This is a genomic window from Phaeobacter sp. QD34_24 (assembly GCF_028890115.1).
GTDB lineage: Bacteria > Pseudomonadota > Alphaproteobacteria > Rhodobacterales > Rhodobacteraceae > Phycobacter.
The window spans coordinates 23653-41231 of record NZ_JARCJD010000017.1; the positions used below are offsets into that span (position 1 = coordinate 23653).

At 64.1% G+C, this 17579-nt stretch carries 19 protein-coding genes and 1 tRNA gene; 10 read left to right on the top strand and 10 right to left on the bottom strand.

The features are described from left to right. Window positions 1-4: 4 nt before the first annotated feature. Window positions 5-811, bottom strand: a complete 807-nt coding sequence (xth, locus tag PXK07_RS14085; protein ID WP_274848971.1) for an exodeoxyribonuclease III — start codon at window positions 809-811, stop codon at window positions 5-7. A 378-nt stretch (window positions 812-1189) separates the two neighbouring features. Between xth and PXK07_RS14090 the strand changes: the two genes are divergently transcribed. From PXK07_RS14090 to PXK07_RS14100, 3 genes are all read left to right on the top strand, one after another. Further along, complete coding sequence (locus PXK07_RS14090; RefSeq protein ID WP_274848972.1) at window positions 1190-1537, top strand: DUF6749 family protein; 348 nt, start codon at window positions 1190-1192, stop codon at window positions 1535-1537. Between the two features lie 236 nt (window positions 1538-1773). Next, window positions 1774-2793 (top strand): DUF6902 family protein, encoded by a 1020-nt coding sequence (locus tag PXK07_RS14095; RefSeq protein WP_274848973.1) that lies wholly within the window; start codon window positions 1774-1776, stop codon window positions 2791-2793. Further along, window positions 2790-3758, top strand: coding sequence for a DMT family transporter (locus tag PXK07_RS14100; protein WP_274848974.1), 969 nt, complete (start codon window positions 2790-2792; stop codon window positions 3756-3758). The genes PXK07_RS14095 and PXK07_RS14100 overlap by 4 nt, the downstream gene beginning before the upstream one ends. Window positions 3759-3819: 61 nt before the next feature. On the opposite strand, the gene PXK07_RS14105 is transcribed toward PXK07_RS14100, so the two are convergent. Beyond that, a complete protein-coding gene (locus PXK07_RS14105) occupies window positions 3820-4143 on the bottom strand; it encodes a HesB/IscA family protein (protein ID WP_274848975.1) in 324 nt (107 codons plus the stop codon). 94 nt (window positions 4144-4237) lie between these two features. On the opposite strand from PXK07_RS14105, the gene PXK07_RS14110 reads away from it, so the two are divergent. The 7 genes from PXK07_RS14110 to PXK07_RS14140 all read left to right on the top strand — a co-directional run bounded on the left by PXK07_RS14110 (window position 4238) and on the right by PXK07_RS14140 (window position 11334). Then, window positions 4238-5392, top strand: coding sequence for a deoxyguanosinetriphosphate triphosphohydrolase (locus tag PXK07_RS14110; RefSeq protein WP_274848976.1), 1155 nt, complete (start codon window positions 4238-4240; stop codon window positions 5390-5392). Window positions 5393-5509: 117 nt separating this feature from the next. Then, the gene (gene argS, locus PXK07_RS14115) at window positions 5510-7255 is read left to right on the top strand and encodes an arginine--tRNA ligase (RefSeq protein WP_274848977.1); all 1746 of its coding nucleotides are present in this window, start codon (window positions 5510-5512) and stop codon (window positions 7253-7255) included. Window positions 7256-7348: 93 nt separating this feature from the next. Continuing rightward, complete coding sequence (locus tag PXK07_RS14120; protein WP_274848978.1) at window positions 7349-8593, top strand: SPOR domain-containing protein; 1245 nt, start codon at window positions 7349-7351, stop codon at window positions 8591-8593. After that, on the top strand, window positions 8590-9600 hold the full coding sequence (gene nagZ, locus PXK07_RS14125) for a beta-N-acetylhexosaminidase (protein WP_274848979.1): 1011 nt from the start codon (window positions 8590-8592) through the stop codon (window positions 9598-9600). The genes PXK07_RS14120 and nagZ overlap by 4 nt, the downstream gene beginning before the upstream one ends. Then, window positions 9593-10390 carry a segregation and condensation protein A gene (locus PXK07_RS14130; RefSeq protein ID WP_274848980.1) on the top strand — a complete coding sequence of 266 codons (798 nt, stop codon included), beginning with the start codon at window positions 9593-9595 and terminating at the stop codon, window positions 10388-10390. Before nagZ ends, PXK07_RS14130 begins: the two co-directional genes overlap by 8 nt. Then, window positions 10390-11070 carry an SMC-Scp complex subunit ScpB gene (gene scpB, locus PXK07_RS14135; RefSeq protein WP_274848981.1) on the top strand — a complete coding sequence of 227 codons (681 nt, stop codon included), beginning with the start codon at window positions 10390-10392 and terminating at the stop codon, window positions 11068-11070. The genes PXK07_RS14130 and scpB overlap by 1 nt, the downstream gene beginning before the upstream one ends. Window positions 11071-11133: 63 nt before the next feature. Then, window positions 11134-11334: a hypothetical protein gene (locus PXK07_RS14140; protein ID WP_274848982.1), complete on the top strand. Its 201-nt coding sequence runs from the start codon at window positions 11134-11136 to the stop codon at window positions 11332-11334. 13 nt (window positions 11335-11347) lie between these two features. On the opposite strand, the gene PXK07_RS14145 is transcribed toward PXK07_RS14140, so the two are convergent. The 8 genes from PXK07_RS14145 to PXK07_RS14180 form a co-directional block, all read right to left on the bottom strand. Continuing rightward, window positions 11348-12427: a 2'-deoxycytidine 5'-triphosphate deaminase gene (locus tag PXK07_RS14145; protein ID WP_274848983.1), complete on the bottom strand. Its 1080-nt coding sequence runs from the start codon at window positions 12425-12427 to the stop codon at window positions 11348-11350. Between the two features lie 114 nt (window positions 12428-12541). After that, a tRNA-Pro gene (locus PXK07_RS14150) sits at window positions 12542-12618 on the bottom strand. Window positions 12619-12689: 71 nt separating this feature from the next. Next, complete coding sequence (locus tag PXK07_RS14155) at window positions 12690-13988, bottom strand: MerR family transcriptional regulator (protein WP_274848984.1); 1299 nt, start codon at window positions 13986-13988, stop codon at window positions 12690-12692. 44 nt (window positions 13989-14032) lie between these two features. After that, entirely contained in the window at window positions 14033-14335 is a 303-nt protein-coding gene (gene ihfA, locus PXK07_RS14160) for an integration host factor subunit alpha (protein WP_274848985.1), read from the bottom strand. Between the two features lie 92 nt (window positions 14336-14427). Next, a complete protein-coding gene (locus tag PXK07_RS14165) occupies window positions 14428-15399 on the bottom strand; it encodes a beta-ketoacyl-ACP synthase III (RefSeq protein WP_274848986.1) in 972 nt (323 codons plus the stop codon). 21 nt (window positions 15400-15420) lie between these two features. Further along, a complete protein-coding gene (gene plsX, locus PXK07_RS14170; protein ID WP_274848987.1) occupies window positions 15421-16527 on the bottom strand; it encodes a phosphate acyltransferase PlsX in 1107 nt (368 codons plus the stop codon). 39 nt (window positions 16528-16566) lie between these two features. Then, a complete protein-coding gene (rpmF, locus tag PXK07_RS14175; RefSeq protein WP_274848988.1) occupies window positions 16567-16773 on the bottom strand; it encodes a 50S ribosomal protein L32 in 207 nt (68 codons plus the stop codon). 264 nt (window positions 16774-17037) lie between these two features. After that, window positions 17038-17574, bottom strand: a complete 537-nt coding sequence (locus PXK07_RS14180; RefSeq protein WP_274848989.1) for a YceD family protein — start codon at window positions 17572-17574, stop codon at window positions 17038-17040. Window positions 17575-17579: the final 5 nt, after the last annotated feature.

Genomic DNA, 17579 nt, shown 5'->3' on the forward strand with positions numbered 1-17579 from the left:
GCGCTCAAAGATCCAGTTCGACCCAGACCGGCACGTGGTCCGAGGGTTTTTCACGCCCGCGCACATCCTTGTCGATCTGACAGTCCAGCAGAAGATCCGCCGCCTGCGGGGTCAGCAGGAAATGATCGATGCGGATGCCGTCGTCGCGGTTCCAGGCGCCTGCCTGGTAGTCCCAGAAGGAATAGTGTCCCGGCCCCGGGTGGCGGGCGCGGAAGGCTTCGGTGAAGCCGAGGTTCACGATGCGCTGAAAGGCGGCGCGGCTTTCGGGGCGGTGCAGGGCGTCGTCGATCCAGGCCTCGGGGCGCTTGGCGTCTTCGGGCTGGGGGATGATGTTGTAGTCGCCCGCCATCAGGGCAGGCATCTCATCGGCCATCAGGTCCCTGGCGCGGTCGCGCAGCCGCTCCATCCAGGCCAGCTTGTAGGCGTATTTGCCGCCCGCGACCGGGGTGCCATCGGCCTGCAGTTCCACCGGGTTGCCATTGGGCAGGTAGAGCCCGCAGATGCGGATGGCCTGCTTGCCGACCACGGTGGCCTCGATCCAGCGGGCCTGTTCGTCGCTGTCATCGCCGGGCAGGCCGCGGCGCACATCCTCCAGCGGCAGTTTCGACATGATCGCCACCCCGTTGAAGCTTTTCTGGCCGTGGGTTTCCACGTTGTAGCCACGCTCTTCGAAGATCTCGCGCGGGAAGGCCTCGTCCACCGATTTGATCTCCTGCAGAACCGCCACGTCCGGTTGCGCTTCATCCAGCCAGTCGGGCAGCGCCTTGGCGCGGGCCTTGATGCCATTGATGTTGAAGGTGGCGATTTTCATGTCCGGTCTCCAGAAAGGCGCGGCTGCGGGCGTTTTGCGTTGCGATTTCTATCGCCCAAACGCCCCGGCAGAGCAAGAGCGCGCCCCGAAAGGCGAATCGTTTCTGTCGAGGTGTTCGGGCATGCCAGGGATCGTTTTGCGACTTCGTTGGTGTCTACCTTGAGTTGATGCCTGGGGTTGTGCAATACTGCCCGTGTGGACAAGGTTGGGCATAAGGTGTGCGTCAATTTAAATGATTGATAACTAGTAATAATTTGTGGATTAAAGTTCAAGTTGCGACCGCAGAAAAAGCAACCGTAAATTGCAGTTTTCTGTTTTTGGGCGACGTCCTCCGTGCCAGCGTTTCAGGGCAATCACGCTTTAACGTTGGAGGTTTCCATGACTGCATTGCTCAAGAAAAAACACATTCACACCACCGCTCAGACCGCGCCGGACAGCCTGTTTGGCGGCCATGGAGCCGAGATGTTCTCCTCGGGCTCGGCCCCCACGACCGACCTGCTCAGCGGTGGTGGCGCCGAGATGTTCTCTTCGGGGTCCGCGCCGTGCAGCGCCGACAGCCTGACCGGAGAAGCGGTGTCGCTGTTTTCCTCCGGCTCCGCTCCGGTTGCCGATGCCAGCCAGTCCTCGGGCGTTCTGACCGGTCTGTTCTCGTCCGGTTCGGCGCCGCGGGCAGAGGCCAGCCGCACCCGGGGCGAGGCCACCGGCCTGTTTTCTTCGGGCAGCTAAGGGCGCGGCTGAACGGCGCGCGTCCCGGTGAGGGGCGCGCCATGACAGATAGGGGCAGCTCCGGATCCCTCCGGGGGTGCCCCCAAGTTCCCGGATCCGTCGGGGGCACGCATGGCAGCATAGGGCTGGCGCAGGCCAGGGGGGTGTCGACAATGACGCGAGGTTCAACCGCACAGGTTCTGTCCTTTCCGGGCAATCGCATCCGGACTGCGCCAGGGGGTGCCGGGGGGCGGGCGGTGCTTTGCAGGAGTTTTGCCGAGCAGCGACACGATCCGGAGAGCGTCTTCTGGTTGAAGGAAAACGCCGAACTGCTGAACATCCTGGAGTGCACCGGGGCCGATGTGCCTACGGCTGCGCTGGCGCCCTTTCAGGCGTTTTACGACACGGTCGAACGGCGCCTTGGTTTCTTTCGTCCCTATTACCGTTTCATCCTGTCGATCTGCCTCGATCTGGAGGATCTCGGCTTGGCGCGGCACAACAAGGGCGCGGCGCTGGCCCGATGGGTGGGGGCGCAGGGGCTGACCCAGGCGGAGCTGTCGGATCTGCAACGGGCCGAGGCGCGCCGTCTTTTGGCGCGCCGGGACGTGCGGCTGGATATGCCGGGGCTGGACGAGCGCCTGCACGCCTTTGCCGAAGGCTCGGCGGCCTTTGCCCTGCCGAACAAGAAGATCGGCTACGAGTTGACCCATCTTGTCTTCTACCTGTCGGAATACGGGCGGTGCGATCCGGGCCTGTCGCGGGCGGCTATGAAGAGCCTTGAATACCTGGGGCTGGTTTCGTTTCTCGATCAGGATGCGGATCTGCTGGCAGAGGTGGCCATCGCGCTGGCTTACGCAGGTGCCGAGGTGCCGCAGGTCTGGCAGGACTGGCTGCAGCAGCAGGTGGCCGGGTTCGAGGTGGTGGAGAACGGGTTTGGCGGCCAGCCGGATGACTATCACACCTATTTCGTTTGCAACTGGTGGCAGGGCGTTGCGGGCGGGCAGCCCTTTCGGCGGGGCTTGCCGCAGGGGGGCACCCTGCTGCGGCGACCGGGCGGAGCGGGGGTGCTGCGCAGCCTTTCCCGTGCGCTTTATGAGGCAGAGCCGCGCGGCTATGGCGATTGGGAGGTGGCGCGGCGGGATCTGGCGGCCTGGCTCGATCCGGGCCAGATCGAGGTGATGGAGAGGGCCGAGGCCAGTTCCCAGGCCTTTGGTGAGTTCTTCGCGCTGTTTGCCCGCAGCGGTGAGGCAGGCAGCCTGCGGGCGGGCTGCGCATGAAGCGGGCGTTCCCGGCCTTGGGCTCCCAAACCTTGGGGACCCCGGCGCTGAGCGGCGCCCTTTTGGTGGTCGTCTACACCGGCTTCATCGCTTCGGCGGATGGGATCACCAAACTCCTGGCCGGAGGCTATGCGCCCGCGCAGCTATACGCCCTGTCCGGGGCAGTGGTTGCGGGCCTGTGCACCTTGGCTTGCCTCGTTGCACGCGACCGCAGCGCGCCCGCGCGGGCCGCGATCACGGCGGGGCTGCGCACCCGGTGCATCCGGGCCATGGGCGTGCGGTCGGGCGCCACGGTGCTGGCGGCCTTGTGTTTCTTCTATGCCTTCCGGCTGCTCCCCTTTGCCGAGGTCTTCATCTTCATCGGCCTGATGCCGCTTCTGGCAGGGCTGATGTCCGCCCCGATCCTGGGGGAGCGGGTGCGCCCGGTGGCCTGGGGCGCGCTTGCGGTTGGATCTGTCGGGGTGATCTGCGTCTTTCCCGGTGGGATTTCGGCCTTGTCTGGCGGGCACGGCGTGGCGCTGGCGGGCTCGGTGCTGGGAACCCTGTCGATCACCCTGTCGCGCTACATCGGGCGGTATGAGCAGAATGTGCTGGCGCAGGTCTTCTACCCCAACCTGGCGCTCTGCCTGACCATGCTGCCGGTCTTGCCCTTCGTCTGGCAACCGATGCCTTTTGCCGATGTTGCCTGGGCGCTGATCTATGCGGGGTTTCTGTTTGGCGCCCGTTGGCTCTTGGTGGCGGCGCTGCGGTTGCTGCCCGCATTTGCGGTCACGCCGCTGATGAACCTGCAATTCGTCTGGATGGTGGTGATTGGCGGCCTGGCCTTTGGCGAAGCGGTGCGCCCCGATACTTGGGCCGGGGCAGCGGCGATCATGATCTCGGGGCTTTATCTGGTGTGGGACCAGATGGGCGTGGGGCGCAGCAGCCTTCTGGCACGCTTGCGCCTGCCCCAGACCGACCCTTGAGCCGCATCTGCGCCCCGATCACCACAGGCGCTGCCAGGTCAGGCTTGTATGGAGGCCAGGCTTACATGGAAAAGGAGGTGCCGCAGCCGCAGCTGGAGGTGGCATTGGGGTTCTCGATGGTGAACCGCGCGCCGATCAGCTCTTCGGTGAAGTCGATGACGGCGTTTTCCAGGAAGGGCAGGGAGACCGCATCGACCACCACCTTTTCGCCGCCGCCTTCCAGCACCAGATCATCGGACTTGGGCGTGTCCAGGGCGATTTCATACTGAAAGCCCGAGCATCCGCCGCCCTCGACGGCAACGCGCAGGGCCTGTCCCTGATCAGCGGCGCCAATCTCGGCAAGGCGGGCAAAGGCGCGATCGGTTACCTTTGGGGGCAATTGCATATAAATCTCTCCCAAATCGAGGTTGCAGCATGCTAGGATACATATAGAAACGCGCACAGCGGGCGGCAAGATTTGCAAAGGATAAAGATCAGAAATGTATGCGCCTTTTGCCACCATGCCAGACAAGAGCCGCGGGCGGCTGGTTGCCGAGGAGGAAAGCTACTTCCGCTCTCCCTTCCAGCGTGACCGGGATCGCATCATCCATGCCAGCGCCTTTCGCAGGCTCAAGCACAAGACCCAGGTCTTTGTCGAGCATGAGGGTGACAATTACCGCACCCGGCTGACCCATTCGATCGAGGTGGCCCAGGTGGCGCGCACCATTGCGGGCGCGCTGGGGCTCAATCAGGAGCTGACCGAGGCGGTCGCCCTGGCCCATGATCTGGGTCACACCCCGTTCGGCCACACCGGAGAGGACGCGCTGCATGCCCTGATGGGGCCTTATGGCGGCTTTGACCACAATGCCCAGGCCATCCGCATCGTCACCAACCTGGAACGGCACTATGCCAATTTCGACGGGCTGAACCTCACCTGGGAGACGCTGGAAGCCATCGCCAAGCACAACGGGCCGGTCACCGGCGCGCTGCCCTGGGCGCTGGCGGAGTTCAACGCCACCATGGACCTGGAGCTGCACAGCCATGCCAGCGCCGAGGCGCAGGTGGCGGCCCTGGCCGATGACATTGCCTATAACAACCACGATCTGCACGACGGATTGCGCGCGGGCCTGTTCTCGGACGCGGAAGTCGCCCGCTTGCCCATCGTCAGCTCTGCCTATCGCGATGTGGATCTGCGCTATCCGGGGCTGGAGAAGAACCGTCGCCGCCACGAGGCCCTGCGCCGCGTCTTTGGGGTGATGGTGCAGGATGTGATCGAAACCTCGCAGGACCGCCTTCAGGAATCCGGCGTGCAAAGCGTCGAGGAGGTGCGGGCGCTGGGGGCGCCGGTGGTGCGCTTCTCAGATGGGCTGTGGCTGGATCTGAAGGATATCCGCGCCTTCCTGTTCGAACGCATGTATCGCGCTCCCAAGGTGATGGAAAAGCGTGCCGAAGTCTCCAAGGTGGTCGAGGCGCTGTTTCCCTATTTCCTGGCCAACCCGCTGCAGATGCCGGAACGCTGGCATCCCGAAATCCGCATGGCGCAGAACAAGACGGCGCTGGCGCGACTGGTGTCCGATTACATCGCGGGCATGACGGATCGGTTTGCCCTGCAGCTGCACGAAAGACTGATTGCGGGCAAACCCGCCTCTGGCTGATCGGCGGTCATCCGTGGTGCGGGTTTCCAGGCCCAGAGGGCCCACCGGGCGCGTGATCCGGTTGACCGGGGGCGCGGGCGTGGGTATCCGCTAGGACAAACCTATAGGACGCCCGATATGAACCTCTTTACCGATATCCGCTCGCTCGTGATCGACAGCCTGACAGCGCTCACCGCCGCAGGCACTCTGCCCGAGGGGCTTTCCTTTGACCATGTGGCGGTAGAGCCGCCCCGCGATGCGGCCCATGGGGATATGGCGACCAATGCCGCCATGGTACTGGCAAAGCCCGCCAAGGCAAAGCCCCGCGACATCGCCGAGGCGCTGGCCGCCCAGCTGGCAACGGATCCGCGCATCACCTCGGCCGAGGTCGCCGGTCCCGGTTTCCTGAACCTGCGCCTCGCCGAAGGGGTTTGGCAGGGCGTGCTGGCATCGGTGCTGAAGGATGGCATTGCCTACGGGCGCTCGGATCTGGGTGCGGGCAAGCGGGTCAATGTGGAATATGTCTCGGCCAACCCGACCGGCCCCTTGCATGTGGGTCATACCCGCGGCGCGGTCTTTGGCGATGCGCTGGCGTCACTGCTGGCCTATGCAGGCTATGATGTCACCCGCGAATACTACATTAACGATGGCGGCGGGCAGGTCGATGTCCTAGCCCGTTCTGTCTACCTGCGCTACCTCGAGGCGCACGGGCAGGAGGTCGCCTTTGAAGACGGCACATACCCCGGTGACTACCTGATCGAGGTGGGCGAGGCGCTGAAGGCCAAGGTGGGCGATGCCTATGTCGGCAACGGCGAAGAGGTCTGGCTGGAAGAGGTGCGCAACTTTGCCACCGATGCGATGATGGACCTGATCCGCGCGGATCTGAACCTGCTCGGCATCAAGATGGATGTCTTCTTCTCGGAGAAATCCCTCTATGGCACCGGCCGGATCGAAGCGGCACTTGAAAGCCTCGATGCCAAGGGGCTGATCTATCAGGGCGTGCTGGAGCCGCCCAAGGGCAAGAAGCCCGATGACTGGGAGCCGCGCGAGCAGACCCTGTTCAAATCCACCGAACACGGCGATGACGTGGATCGCCCGGTGAAGAAATCCGACGGTGCCTGGACCTATTTCGCCCCCGATATCGCCTATCACTATGACAAGGTGACCCGTGGCTTCGATATGCTGATCGATATCTTCGGCGCCGACCATGGTGGCTATGTCAAACGCATGAAGGCCGCCGTTTCGGCCCTGTCCGATGGCAAGGTGCCGCTGGATATCAAACTGTGCCAGCTGGTGAAGCTGTTCAAGGACGGCCAGGAGTTCAAGATGTCCAAGCGGGCAGGGACCTTTGTCACCCTGCGCGACGTGGTCGAGGCGGTGGGCCCCGATGTCACCCGTTTCATGTTGCTCACCCGCAAGAACGACCAGGGCTTTGATTTCGATCTCGACAAGGCGCTGGAGCAGTCCAAGGATAACCCCGTCTTCTACGTGCAATATGCCAATGCCCGGATCTGCTCGACCCTGCGCAAGGCGGCAGAGGCGGGGATTGCCACCGATGATGAGACACTGAAGGGTGCGGATCTGTCTTTGCTGGCCGCCCCGGCGCAGCAGGCGGTGGCCCGCAAGCTGGCGGAATGGCCGCGTCTGGTGGAGATCGCCGCGCGCAGCAACGAGCCGCATCGCATCGCCTTCTACCTCTATGATCTGGCCTCGGATCTGCACGGATTGTACCACCTCGGCAAAAGTGACAAAAGTTTACGATTTGTTAATGAGAGCAGCCAATCGGCAACACATGCCAATTTGGCGCTGGCACGGGCCGTTTCCATTGTCATTTCCGCAGGTCTTGGTATTCTTGGCGTAACCCCGGCGGAAGAGATGCGATAAAAATACGCACAGACCGCCGGAACGAGGCAGTTCAAGAGACCCTGACACGCAGCGCCATCCCGGCCCTGCGTGAGATGGGCAGTGAGGCGGATCATGGCGTATTTTACGCAGGCGGGCGCGCGCCCTGCCTATGACCACGGTGGAGTCGCACAAGCTGACCCCGCAGGCGGTGCACAGTATCAGCAGCAGCACTTCGCACAGCCCGAGCCGCCCATCGCGGCTCCGGCCCAGCAGCCCTTTGGCCAGCCACAGCCCGCATTCGCGGCCCCGGAAGCGCCGCATGCCTATGGCGGCTTCGATCCGGCCCAGGCCGGGGCCTATGGGGAAGACGATTACGGATATGATGGCATCGACGAGGATGCCGTTGCAGGGCAGGGCGGCTTTGGCCGCATCGCCGGGATCCTGGGCGGTATCGCCTCGCTGGCGCTGGTGGTTGGCATCGGTGTCTGGGGCTACAAGCTGGTGATGCGTGATGTGAGCGGCGTGCCGGTGGTGCGGGCCGTCGAAGGCCCGATGCGTATCCAGCCGGAAAACCCCGGCGGACGTCAGGCGGATCATCAGGGGCTGGCGGTCAATGCGGTGGCAGCCACCGGCGTCGCCGAGGATCCCGCGGATCGCCTGGTGCTGGCGCCCGAGCCGATCGAACTGACTGAGGATGACCGTCCGATGTCGGAACTGGCGCAACTGGCCGAACAGGACCGCGCCGATCAGGCCGGACCTTCCGGTTCTGCCGTGTCCGAGGAAACCCTAGCCGCCTATCAAGGCGGTGACATCAATGCGCTGGTGGCCGAGCTGACCGAGGGCGTTGCGCCGCTTGGATCGGCTCCGGAGGTCGGATCTGCCCCCGCAGAGCGCGTTGAAACAGCCCTCTCTGCCCCGGCGATCATCCAGCCCGAACCGCTGAAACCGGTGGAGATCGCCGCCATCGCGGCGGCACCGCAACCCTCTGCCGCGCTTCTGAAGGCGCCGGGGGTGAAGATCTCCCTGCGCCCGCATCTGCGTCCGGCGCGGTTTGCCCCGGCCACGGCCCCTGCGGCCACGGATTCGGGCTCGGTTGCCCTGGAAGTCTCTGCCGACAGCCTGCCTGCAGGCACCCGTCTGGCCCAGCTTGGCGCCTATGAAAGCGCCGAAGTCGCCCGCGCCGAATGGGACCGCATCTATGGCCAGTTCGAAGACTACCTTGCCGACAAGAAACGCGTGATCCAGCGCGCCGAAAGCGGTGGCCGTACCTTCTACCGCCTGCGCGCCATGGGCTTTGACGGGCTGTCGGATGCGCGTCGCTTCTGCTCGGCGCTGGTGGCGGGCAATGCCGATTGCATCCCCGTGACCACGCGATGAGCGGCGGTTTCGGCGCCACCATCCTGGATGCCACGGGCCTGCGCCTGAGCCCGGATGAAAAGGCGCTGTTTCGCGACGCGGACCCGTTTGGGTTCATTCTGTTTGCCCGCAATATCGACACGCCCGATCAGATCCGCGCGCTCTGCGATGACATGCGTGAGGCGGTGGGCCGCGACTGCCTGATCACCATCGACCAGGAAGGCGGCCGTGTGCAGCGTCTGCGCGCCCCCCTGGGCCGCGAATGGATGCCGCCGCTGGACCATGCCGTGCAGGCAGGCAAGGAGGCCCCCCGCGCCATGTATCTGCGCTACCGCCTGATTGCCCAGGAGCTGCGCGCCCTTGGCATCGACAGCAACTGCGCGCCGCTTGCCGATATTGCCGGGGCCGATACGCACCCCTTCCTGAAGAACCGCTGCTACGGCGAAACGGCTGCCGATGTGGCTGAGCTGTCCCGCGCGGTCGCTGCGGGGCATCTGGACGGTGGCGTGGTGCCGGTGCTGAAACATATTCCCGGCCATGGTCGCGCGGTGGCGGACAGCCATCACGACCTGCCCCATGTGGCAACCTCCTTTGAGGAGCTGGAGCAAACCGATTTCGCCCCGTTCCAGGCCTTGAACGACCTGCCCATGGCCATGACCGCCCATATCGTGTTCGAGGCGCTGGATCAGCGCCCGGCGACCCTGTCCCAGCCGGTGATGAACATGATCCGCCAGCAGATCGGCTTTGACGGGCTGATCATGACCGATGACATCTCGATGAAGGCGCTGAAAGGCGCGCCGCAGGATATCGCGCGCCAGTCCCGGGCTGCGGGCTGCGATATCGTGCTTCTGTGCAATGCGGATCTGCCCACCCGCACCGCCGTGGCCGAAGCTGCCGGACGCCTGGACGAGACGGGCCAAATGCGTGCGTTGAAGGCGGTTGAGGCGCGCAAAACGCCTGCGCCGCTTGACATAGAGGCCGCCGAGTCCGAACTTGCTGCCCTGATGGGCGGAAAGGTTTATGTCTGAAGATACCCTGTTCCCGGAAGAGGCTCAGCCCTCGGTCGAAGACCGTCTGGCGGCTGAGGCGCTGATCGTCGATGTCGACGGCTATGAGGGGCCGCTCGACCTCTTGCTGATGCTGTCGCGCACCCAGAAGGTGGATCTGCGGCGGATCTCGGTTCTGGAACTGGCCCGGCAATATCTGAGTTTCGTGGAGCGCGCCAAGGAGCTGCGCATCGAACTGGCTGCCGACTACCTGGTGATGGCGGCCTGGCTTGCCTTCCTGAAGTCGCGCCTGCTGCTGCCGCCCGACCCGGAAGAAGAAGGGCCCTCGGGCGAAGAACTGGCGGCACACCTGGCCTTCCAGCTGGAGCGGCTGCAGGCGATGCGCGATGCGGCGGCGCGGTTGATGGGGCGCGATCAGCTGGGGCGCGACTTCTTTGCCCGCGGTCAAAGCGAAACCGTGGAGCGGATCCGCACCGTCACCTATAGCGCCAACCTGCTTGACCTGATGCAGGGCTATGCCCGCATCCGCACCCGCGACGATTTCCGCCCCTTCGTGATGGACCGCGATTCGGTCTTCACCATGGAAGAGGCGCTGGAACGGATGCGCGGGCTGATTGGATTTACCGGCAGCTGGACCGATATGCTGAGCTACCTGCCGGAGGGTTGGCACAGCGATCCGGTGAAGCGGCGCTCGGCCACGGCGGCGACCTTTGCCGCCTCACTGCAACTGGTGAAGGAAGGCCAGGTGGAACTGCGCCAGAGCGAAACATTTGCGCCGATCCAGCTGCGCCATCTGAATGGGGACACCTGATGGAAGATTTCAGCAATCCTGAAAGCGAAGGCAGGCCAGAAGGCTCGGACAGCCTGTTCGAGGCCCCGCCCATGGCCGAACAGGAACGCATGGTCGAAGCGGTGCTGTTTGCCAGCACGGAACCGGTGACGATCCGCGATCTGGAAGCGCGCATGCCGCATGGCTGCAACCCGGGCGAGGCGCTGGAATACCTGCGCAAACGCTACGAGGGACGCGGCGTGCGGGTGGTGCGCGTGGGCGAGGCCTGGGCGATCCGCACCGCGCCCGACCTCGGCTTCCTGATGCAGAAGGAGGTCGTCGAGACCCGCAAGCTGAGCCGTGCCGCGATCGAGACCCTTGCCATCATCGCCTATCACCAGCCGGTGACCCGTGCCGAGATCGAAGAGATCCGCGGTGTCTCGGTGTCGCGCGGCACCATCGATCAGCTTCTGGAGATGGAGTGGATCCGGCTGGGGCGCCGACGGATGACGCCGGGGCGCCCGGTGACATTTGTGGTGACGCCGGTGTTCCTGGATCACTTTGGTCTGGAAAGCGCGCGCGATCTGCCGGGCCTGAAGGAACTGCGCGCCGCGGGTCTGCTCGAAAGCCGCCCGCCGCCGGGCAGCTTCCCGCTGGGCCAGGGGAGCGACGATTCGGATGACGACGATACTGGCGAGCAGCCGGAGCTGTTCGAAAGCTGAGCGCGCCCAGAAATCGTCTCATTCCTGGGCTAGCCTGGGATTGGACAGAAGCGGAGCCAAGTGATGAATGTCGAATCCATCTTCAACATGATCCTGCGCCGCCTGGTGGGGCGGGCAGTCAACAAGGGCGTGGATGCCGGGATCAATGCGATGGCCGGGCGGGGCAGGGGGCGCCAGGCAGCCGCTGAGACCGAAGAGCAGGAACGGGTCCGCGCCATACGGCAGGAACGCCGCGCCAGACGCGCACAGCGGGACAATCGCTGACGGTTGCCCGGTTCTACTGCGGGCTTTTGAAATGCTTGGACAGTTTCAGCCCCTGTCCCTGGTAGTTGGAGGCAATGCCCGCGCCATATAGCTGCTCTGGTACCTCGGCCATCCGCTCATAGACCAGCCTGCCGACGACCTGCCCGTGTTCCAGCACGAAGGGCGCCTCGTGGCAGCGCACCTCCAGCACGCCGCGCGATCCGGCGCCACCCGCTGAGGCATGGCCGAACCCGGGATCGAAAAAGCCCGCGTAATGCACCCGGAACTCCCCGACCATCGCCAGATAGGGCGCCATTTCGGCGGCATAGGCGGGCGGGATATGCACCGCCTCGCGGCTGACCAGGATGTAGAAGGCGCCGGGGTCCAGGATGATGCGGCCCTTGGTGGTGTGCACTTCCTCCCAATAGTCCTGCGCTTCATAGGCGCCGATGCGATCCAGATCGATCACCCCGGTATGGGGCTTGGCGCGGTAGCCCACCAGATCGCTGCCGGGCAGTTGCAGGTCGACGGAAAAACCAAGCCCGTCCTCGATCACCGCCTCGCCATCCACCAGCGGGCTTTGGGCGTGCAGCGCGGCGAGTTCCTGATCGCTCAGCACCGCCTGACCGGTGCGGAACCGGATCTGATTGAGCCGCATCCCCGGACGCACCAGGACCGAGAAGGAGCGCGGGCAGATCTCGGCATAAAGCGGGCCGGTGTAGCCGGGTTTGATGCGGTCGAATTCCTCGCCGCCGTCGGTAATGGTGCGGGTCAGCAGGTCAAGCCGCCCGGTGGAGCTTTTGGCATTGGCCACAGCCGAGATATCCTGCGGCAGCGCCAGGCCTTCCATCAGCGGCAGCACATAGACGCAGCCCTTTTCCAACACCGCGCCACCGGTCAGATCGATCCGGTGCATTTCGAATTCCGACAGGCGATCCGCCACCGTATTTCCGTGGCCCGACAGGAAGGAGGCGCGCACGCGGTAGGCCACATGACCCAAGCGCAGATCCAGGCTGGCGGGCTGGATCTGCCCGGCAACCAGCGGTTCGGCCAGGGTGATCTCGCCCTGGCTCAGCATGGTTTCCAGTCTCTGGCTGGGCAATACGCCTGTCATATTCGCTCTCCCTCTGGCCGGGTTCCGCTCTGTGTGAATTGATACGCCACAGCCGTAACCCCCGGTTACAGATACACAAAACGCCTGGGTGCGCAAACACCCAGGCGTTTTATATGGTCGGGCTAGCAGGACTCGAACCTGCGACCTTCCGTCCCCCAGACGGACGCGCTACCAGGCTGCGCCATAGCCCGCTGAGGCGCTTTCTACCGGTTTTGGCGGCGGGGGCAAGAGGCATTGCCAAGTTTTTCCGCGCTTTGGAAAATTAATGTGCGTCCAGCCAGGCGTGCAGCTCCTCTGCGCAGGCGGCAACTTCGGCACGGGCCTCTGGTGCAATCTCGGTTGCTTGCGACAGGAGCGTGAGAATTCCGGGGCGCAGGCTGACCTGAGCGGCGAGATCTTCATCGGCAACGGAAATGATTCGCGGCTTGCTGTCCGTGGCGGGATCACTTGAGCCCGTGTCATCCAATGCCTCGACCGGGGGGGCGTCTTCGGGTGCCGGTTCAATTGCGGCGGAGAAGGCGCCCGGATCGTCAGCCGCCGGTGCTGCCGCTTCGGCCTCTGGTGCGGCGGTTGCGTCGGCATCCATGGCTCTTTGCCAGGCGAGATCCGCATCGGCTTCCAATACCGGTTCAGCTGCAGGCTCACTGTCGGCTGTCAGTTCGGGGGGGGACGCAAGATCCGCATCCATCGGCGCGGGGCTGTCATCCGCGAGGGGCTCCGCAGTTTGTGAGAGGTCCGGTGTGGTGTCCACATCGGGGGCGGGTGCTTCCTCAAGCGAGGCTTCGGGAGCGGGCAGGTCTTCCGCGTCGGGCACAGCAAGCGGGTCCGGCGCCGTGTCCGCTTCCGGGGCACCCAGATCCATCATGATCTGTTCTGGCTCGGCTGCGGCTGCTTGCCCCTCCGATGCAGGGTCCGGTGTCTGATCCGGGGCGTCGCTCTCCGCGCTTTCCAGGGCGCTATCGACACCCGGTTCCGTGATCTCAGGCGCTGTCAGATCTGCATCCGAAGCGCCGGTGTCTGGCGCGGGTGCAGGTTCCTGCGCGGCGGCCGAGGGATCGCTCTCCAACTCATCTTGATGGAAGAAGGCCTGGTTTTCAGAGGGCGCATCCATCTGCCCTTCCAAGGGTGGTGTCTCGTCGGCGGGAGGCTGGGCGGCGGACTGGGATGCGTCGGCTGCGCTCTCTTCGGAGGTGGCCTGAGGGGCCGCGCCAGAAGCGGCATCTGCGCCCGATTGGTCCTGGTGGCCGCCATCGCCACTGATGGAGGGATCGCCGGGAGCCGCAGACTCAAGGCTATGCGACATCTCCGAGACATGGCCAATCCCGAGATCGCGCAGGATCGCCTGCACTTCCTTGATGGACATGCCATCGTCATGCAGCAGTTTACGGATGCCCCCCAAAAGCAGCATGTCCGCGGGCCTGTAGTACCTGCGCCCGCCCGCCCGTTTCACGGGTTTGACCTGGGTGAACTTGCTTTCCCAGAAGCGCAGCACATGCGCCTGCACCTCCAGCCATTCCGCAACTTCACTGATGGTGCGGAAGGCGTCTGGTGATTTGGACATGGGTATTCGTTCCGTTGGTTGCGACCGCGCGGATCAAGCTGCCGTCAGCTGCGGTTGCCGTCGGCGACGCGGTCTTTCATCAGATGGGAGGGCCGGAAGGTCAGCACGCGACGCGGCTGGATCGGGACCTCTTCACCGGTTTTGGGATTTCGGCCGACACGGGCCGATTTATCCCGCACGCTGAAGGTGCCGAAGGACGAGATTTTCACCTGCTCCCCCCGGACCAGGGCGTCGGACATGTGCTGCAGCATGCTTTCGACCAGCTGGGCGCTTTCGTTGCGTGAGAGGCCGACTTCGCGGAAAACTGCCTCGCTCAGGTCCATTCGCGTCAGAGTTTTTTCACTCATACCAATCCCCGTTGTTTACTCAAGCATAGGGTGTGGTGAATTTCACTGTCAATATCAATGAATTGCGAGGCAGGAGTTTGTACGCAGTCGTGCTACCACCGCAGCACGACCGCACCCCAGGCCAATCCGCCGCCAATGGCCTCGGTCACGATCAGATCGCCGGGCTTGATCTGGCCGCGCTCTTTGCCCACCGACAGCGCCAGCGGGATGGAGGCGGCGGAGGTGTTGCCATGATCCTGAACGGTCACCACAACGTTCTCCATGCTCAGCCCCATCTTCTTTGCGGTGCCCTGGATGATGCGGATATTGGCCTGGTGAGGCACGATCCAATCGACCTCATCGGCGCCAAGCCCGGCCCGCTCCAGCGCGGTATTTGCGGTTTTTGCCAGCTTTTCCACCGCATGGCGGAAGACCTGATTGCCCTGCATGCGCAAATGGCCGGTGTTCTGCGTCGAGACGCCACCATCCACATAGAGCAGATCCTTGTAACGCCCGTCCGAATTGAGATCGGTCGCCAGAATGCCGCGGTCCTGGTTGGTGCCTGCGCCCTCCTGTCCCTCAAGGATCAGCGCGCCCGCACCATCGCCGAACAGCACGCAGGTCGACCGGTCGGTCCAGTCCATGATCCTCGAGAAGGTCTCGGCACCGATCACCAGCACCCGGTTGGCCTGGCCGGAGGCGATCAGCGCATTGGCATTGCACAGGGCATAGACAAAGCCCGCGCAGACCGCCTGCACGTCAAAGGCAAAGCCGCGCGTCATCTCCAGCTGCGCCTGTACCATGGTGGCGGCAGACGGAAAGGTCAGATCGGCGGTAGAGGTGGCCACCACGATGGCGTCGATATCGTCGGCCTCAAGCCCAGCATCGGCCAGCGCTGCCCGGGCTGCGGCGGTCGCCATGGTGGATGTGGTTTCACCCTCTTCGGCAAAATGGCGCCGCTCAATGCCCGACCGCGCCCGGATCCACTCGTCCGAGGTATCGAGCGTCTTTTCGAATTCCGCGTTTTCTACCACCCGTTTGGGAAGGTAATGTCCTGTGCCTACTACTACTGCACGTCGCGTCATTCGTTGCCTGCCTTTATGGGGTTAGTCTGTGGGAGGGCGGGTGTCGCCCGAAGTTGGCGCATCCTGAGCAAGCTCGACGGCGGATGCAACCCGTGCGGCCAGCTTGTCGGCAAAGCCCTGCTCGGCCAGGCGGAAGGCCAGTTTGACAGCGGCGGACACGCCGGTCGCATCGGCGCCGCCATGGGATTTCACCACGGTGCCATTGAGGCCCAGGAACACGCCGCCATTGGCGCGGCGCGGATCAAGCCGCTTTGCCAGTCGCGACAGGGAGCTATAGGCCAGCAGCGCCGCCAGTTTCGACAGGAAAGAGTATTCGAACGCCTCCTTCACCGCCGAACGCAGGAGGCTTGCGGTGCCTTCGCCGGTCTTGATCGCCACATTGCCGGTGAAACCATCGGTGACGATCACATCGGCTACGCTTCCGGGGATGTCGCTGCCCTCGACGAAACCGACAAAATCGTAATCGGCAACCTCGGCATTTTCCGCGATCAGCGCATAGGCTTCTTTCAGCTCGGCGCGGCCCTTGTGCTCTTCGGTGCCCACATTGAGCAGACCGACGCGCGGGCGGGCGATATCCATCGAGTTGCGCGTGTAGGAGGTGCCCATGAGCGCATATTGCAACAGATCCTCGGCATCGGCGCGAATGTCGGCGCCGACGTCCAGCATCACGTTGAACCCCTGCGGGTTGCGCGAGGGCCAGAGAATCGCAATCGCCGGACGGTTGACGCCGGGGATCTTGCGCAGGCGCAGCATGCTGAGCGCCATCAGCGCCCCGGTGTTGCCACAGGAGACAACGCCCGCCGCCTCGCCGTTCTTGACGGCATCCAGGGCAGACCACATCGAGGTGCCCTTGCCGTTGCGCATCACCTGGCTGGGCTTGTCACCCATGGTGACGACCTTCTCCGCATGACGAATAACGACGCGATCCGTCAGGATGCGTCGTTTGGCGACCAGGGGCGCCAGCTCGTCTTCGGGGCCGTGCAGAAGAAATGCGATTCGCGTGTTCTTCTCGGCGGATTTTGCGATACCGGCCACCACAGCGGCAGGGCCGGCATCTCCGCCCATGGCATCGACAGAAATCACGATTCGGCCAGTCTGTGCCTCAGTTCGATCGGGTGTTCCCGTCATGAGCCTGCCTGCCTGGCGCTACGTGATTGAAAGGAGGGCTTAAGCCGCGTCCTCATCCATGTCGATTTCGTCGTTTGCCGCGATGATTTCCTTGTCATCGTAGTGGCCGCAGGAGGGGCACACGTGATGCGGACGGCGCAGTTCGCCGCAGCTGGAGCATTCATTCGGGTTTGCAGCAACCAGGGCATCGTGCGCACGACGGTTGTTGCGGCGCGATTTGGATACTTTGTTCTGTTGGACGGCCATGTCTCAACCTTTGTCTGCTTGGCGCCTTGGGGCCTTCCCCGCCGCGCGATTTCATTGTCTGTCGTGATCGGTGTGACGTGCGTGTAGGCCGCAGCCTGTCCGATGTCCAACCAAAAATTCCGATGAGCGCGCGAAAATACTGCGAATCCTTTTCGACGCAAGCGGTTTTTTAAGCCAGGACGCGGATCTGTACCAGCCGGAAAAACGGGCGGCGGGTGTTTTTTGCGCCAGTGATTTATTCGCCAGTGGTTTTCCGCCGGGCGTCTAGTCGTCTGTCTTCAGCTGATCCTTGAGCGCGGCCAGCGCCGCAAAGGGTTTGGTGTCCTCATCGCGCATCGGCGCGACGCCCGGTGCGGTGAAGACGGCTTCGCCCAGGGCTTCCCCGTCCTTGCGCGGGTAGGCGGGGATCGCCAGGCTCAAGGCTTCGACCATGACCGCGAAGGGATCGATATGGCTGCCCAGGGCTTCGCTGGTCTCATCCTCGGGCATTTCCGCCTCTTCCTCGCCGGGGTCTTCAAAGCCTGCAAGGTAACGCCGCTCGACCTTCTGATCTATGCGGGTGGTGACCGGCTCCAGCGTTACCACGCAATCCTGCACCACCGTGGCGCCCAGGGTGGCTTGCAGGCTCCAGTCCCGTTTGCCGCTGGCGCGGATCTCTCCGGCAAAGCGCAGCTTGCGCAGGGCGTTGAGGCCCAGCTCCTGCGCCAGGGCGGTGAGGGTCTCGCCTTCGGGGCGAATTTCAAAAACTGTCGGGGCGTTTTGCGGCAGATCGGCCACGCGCAAAGCTGTGCTGTCAGCCATATTGG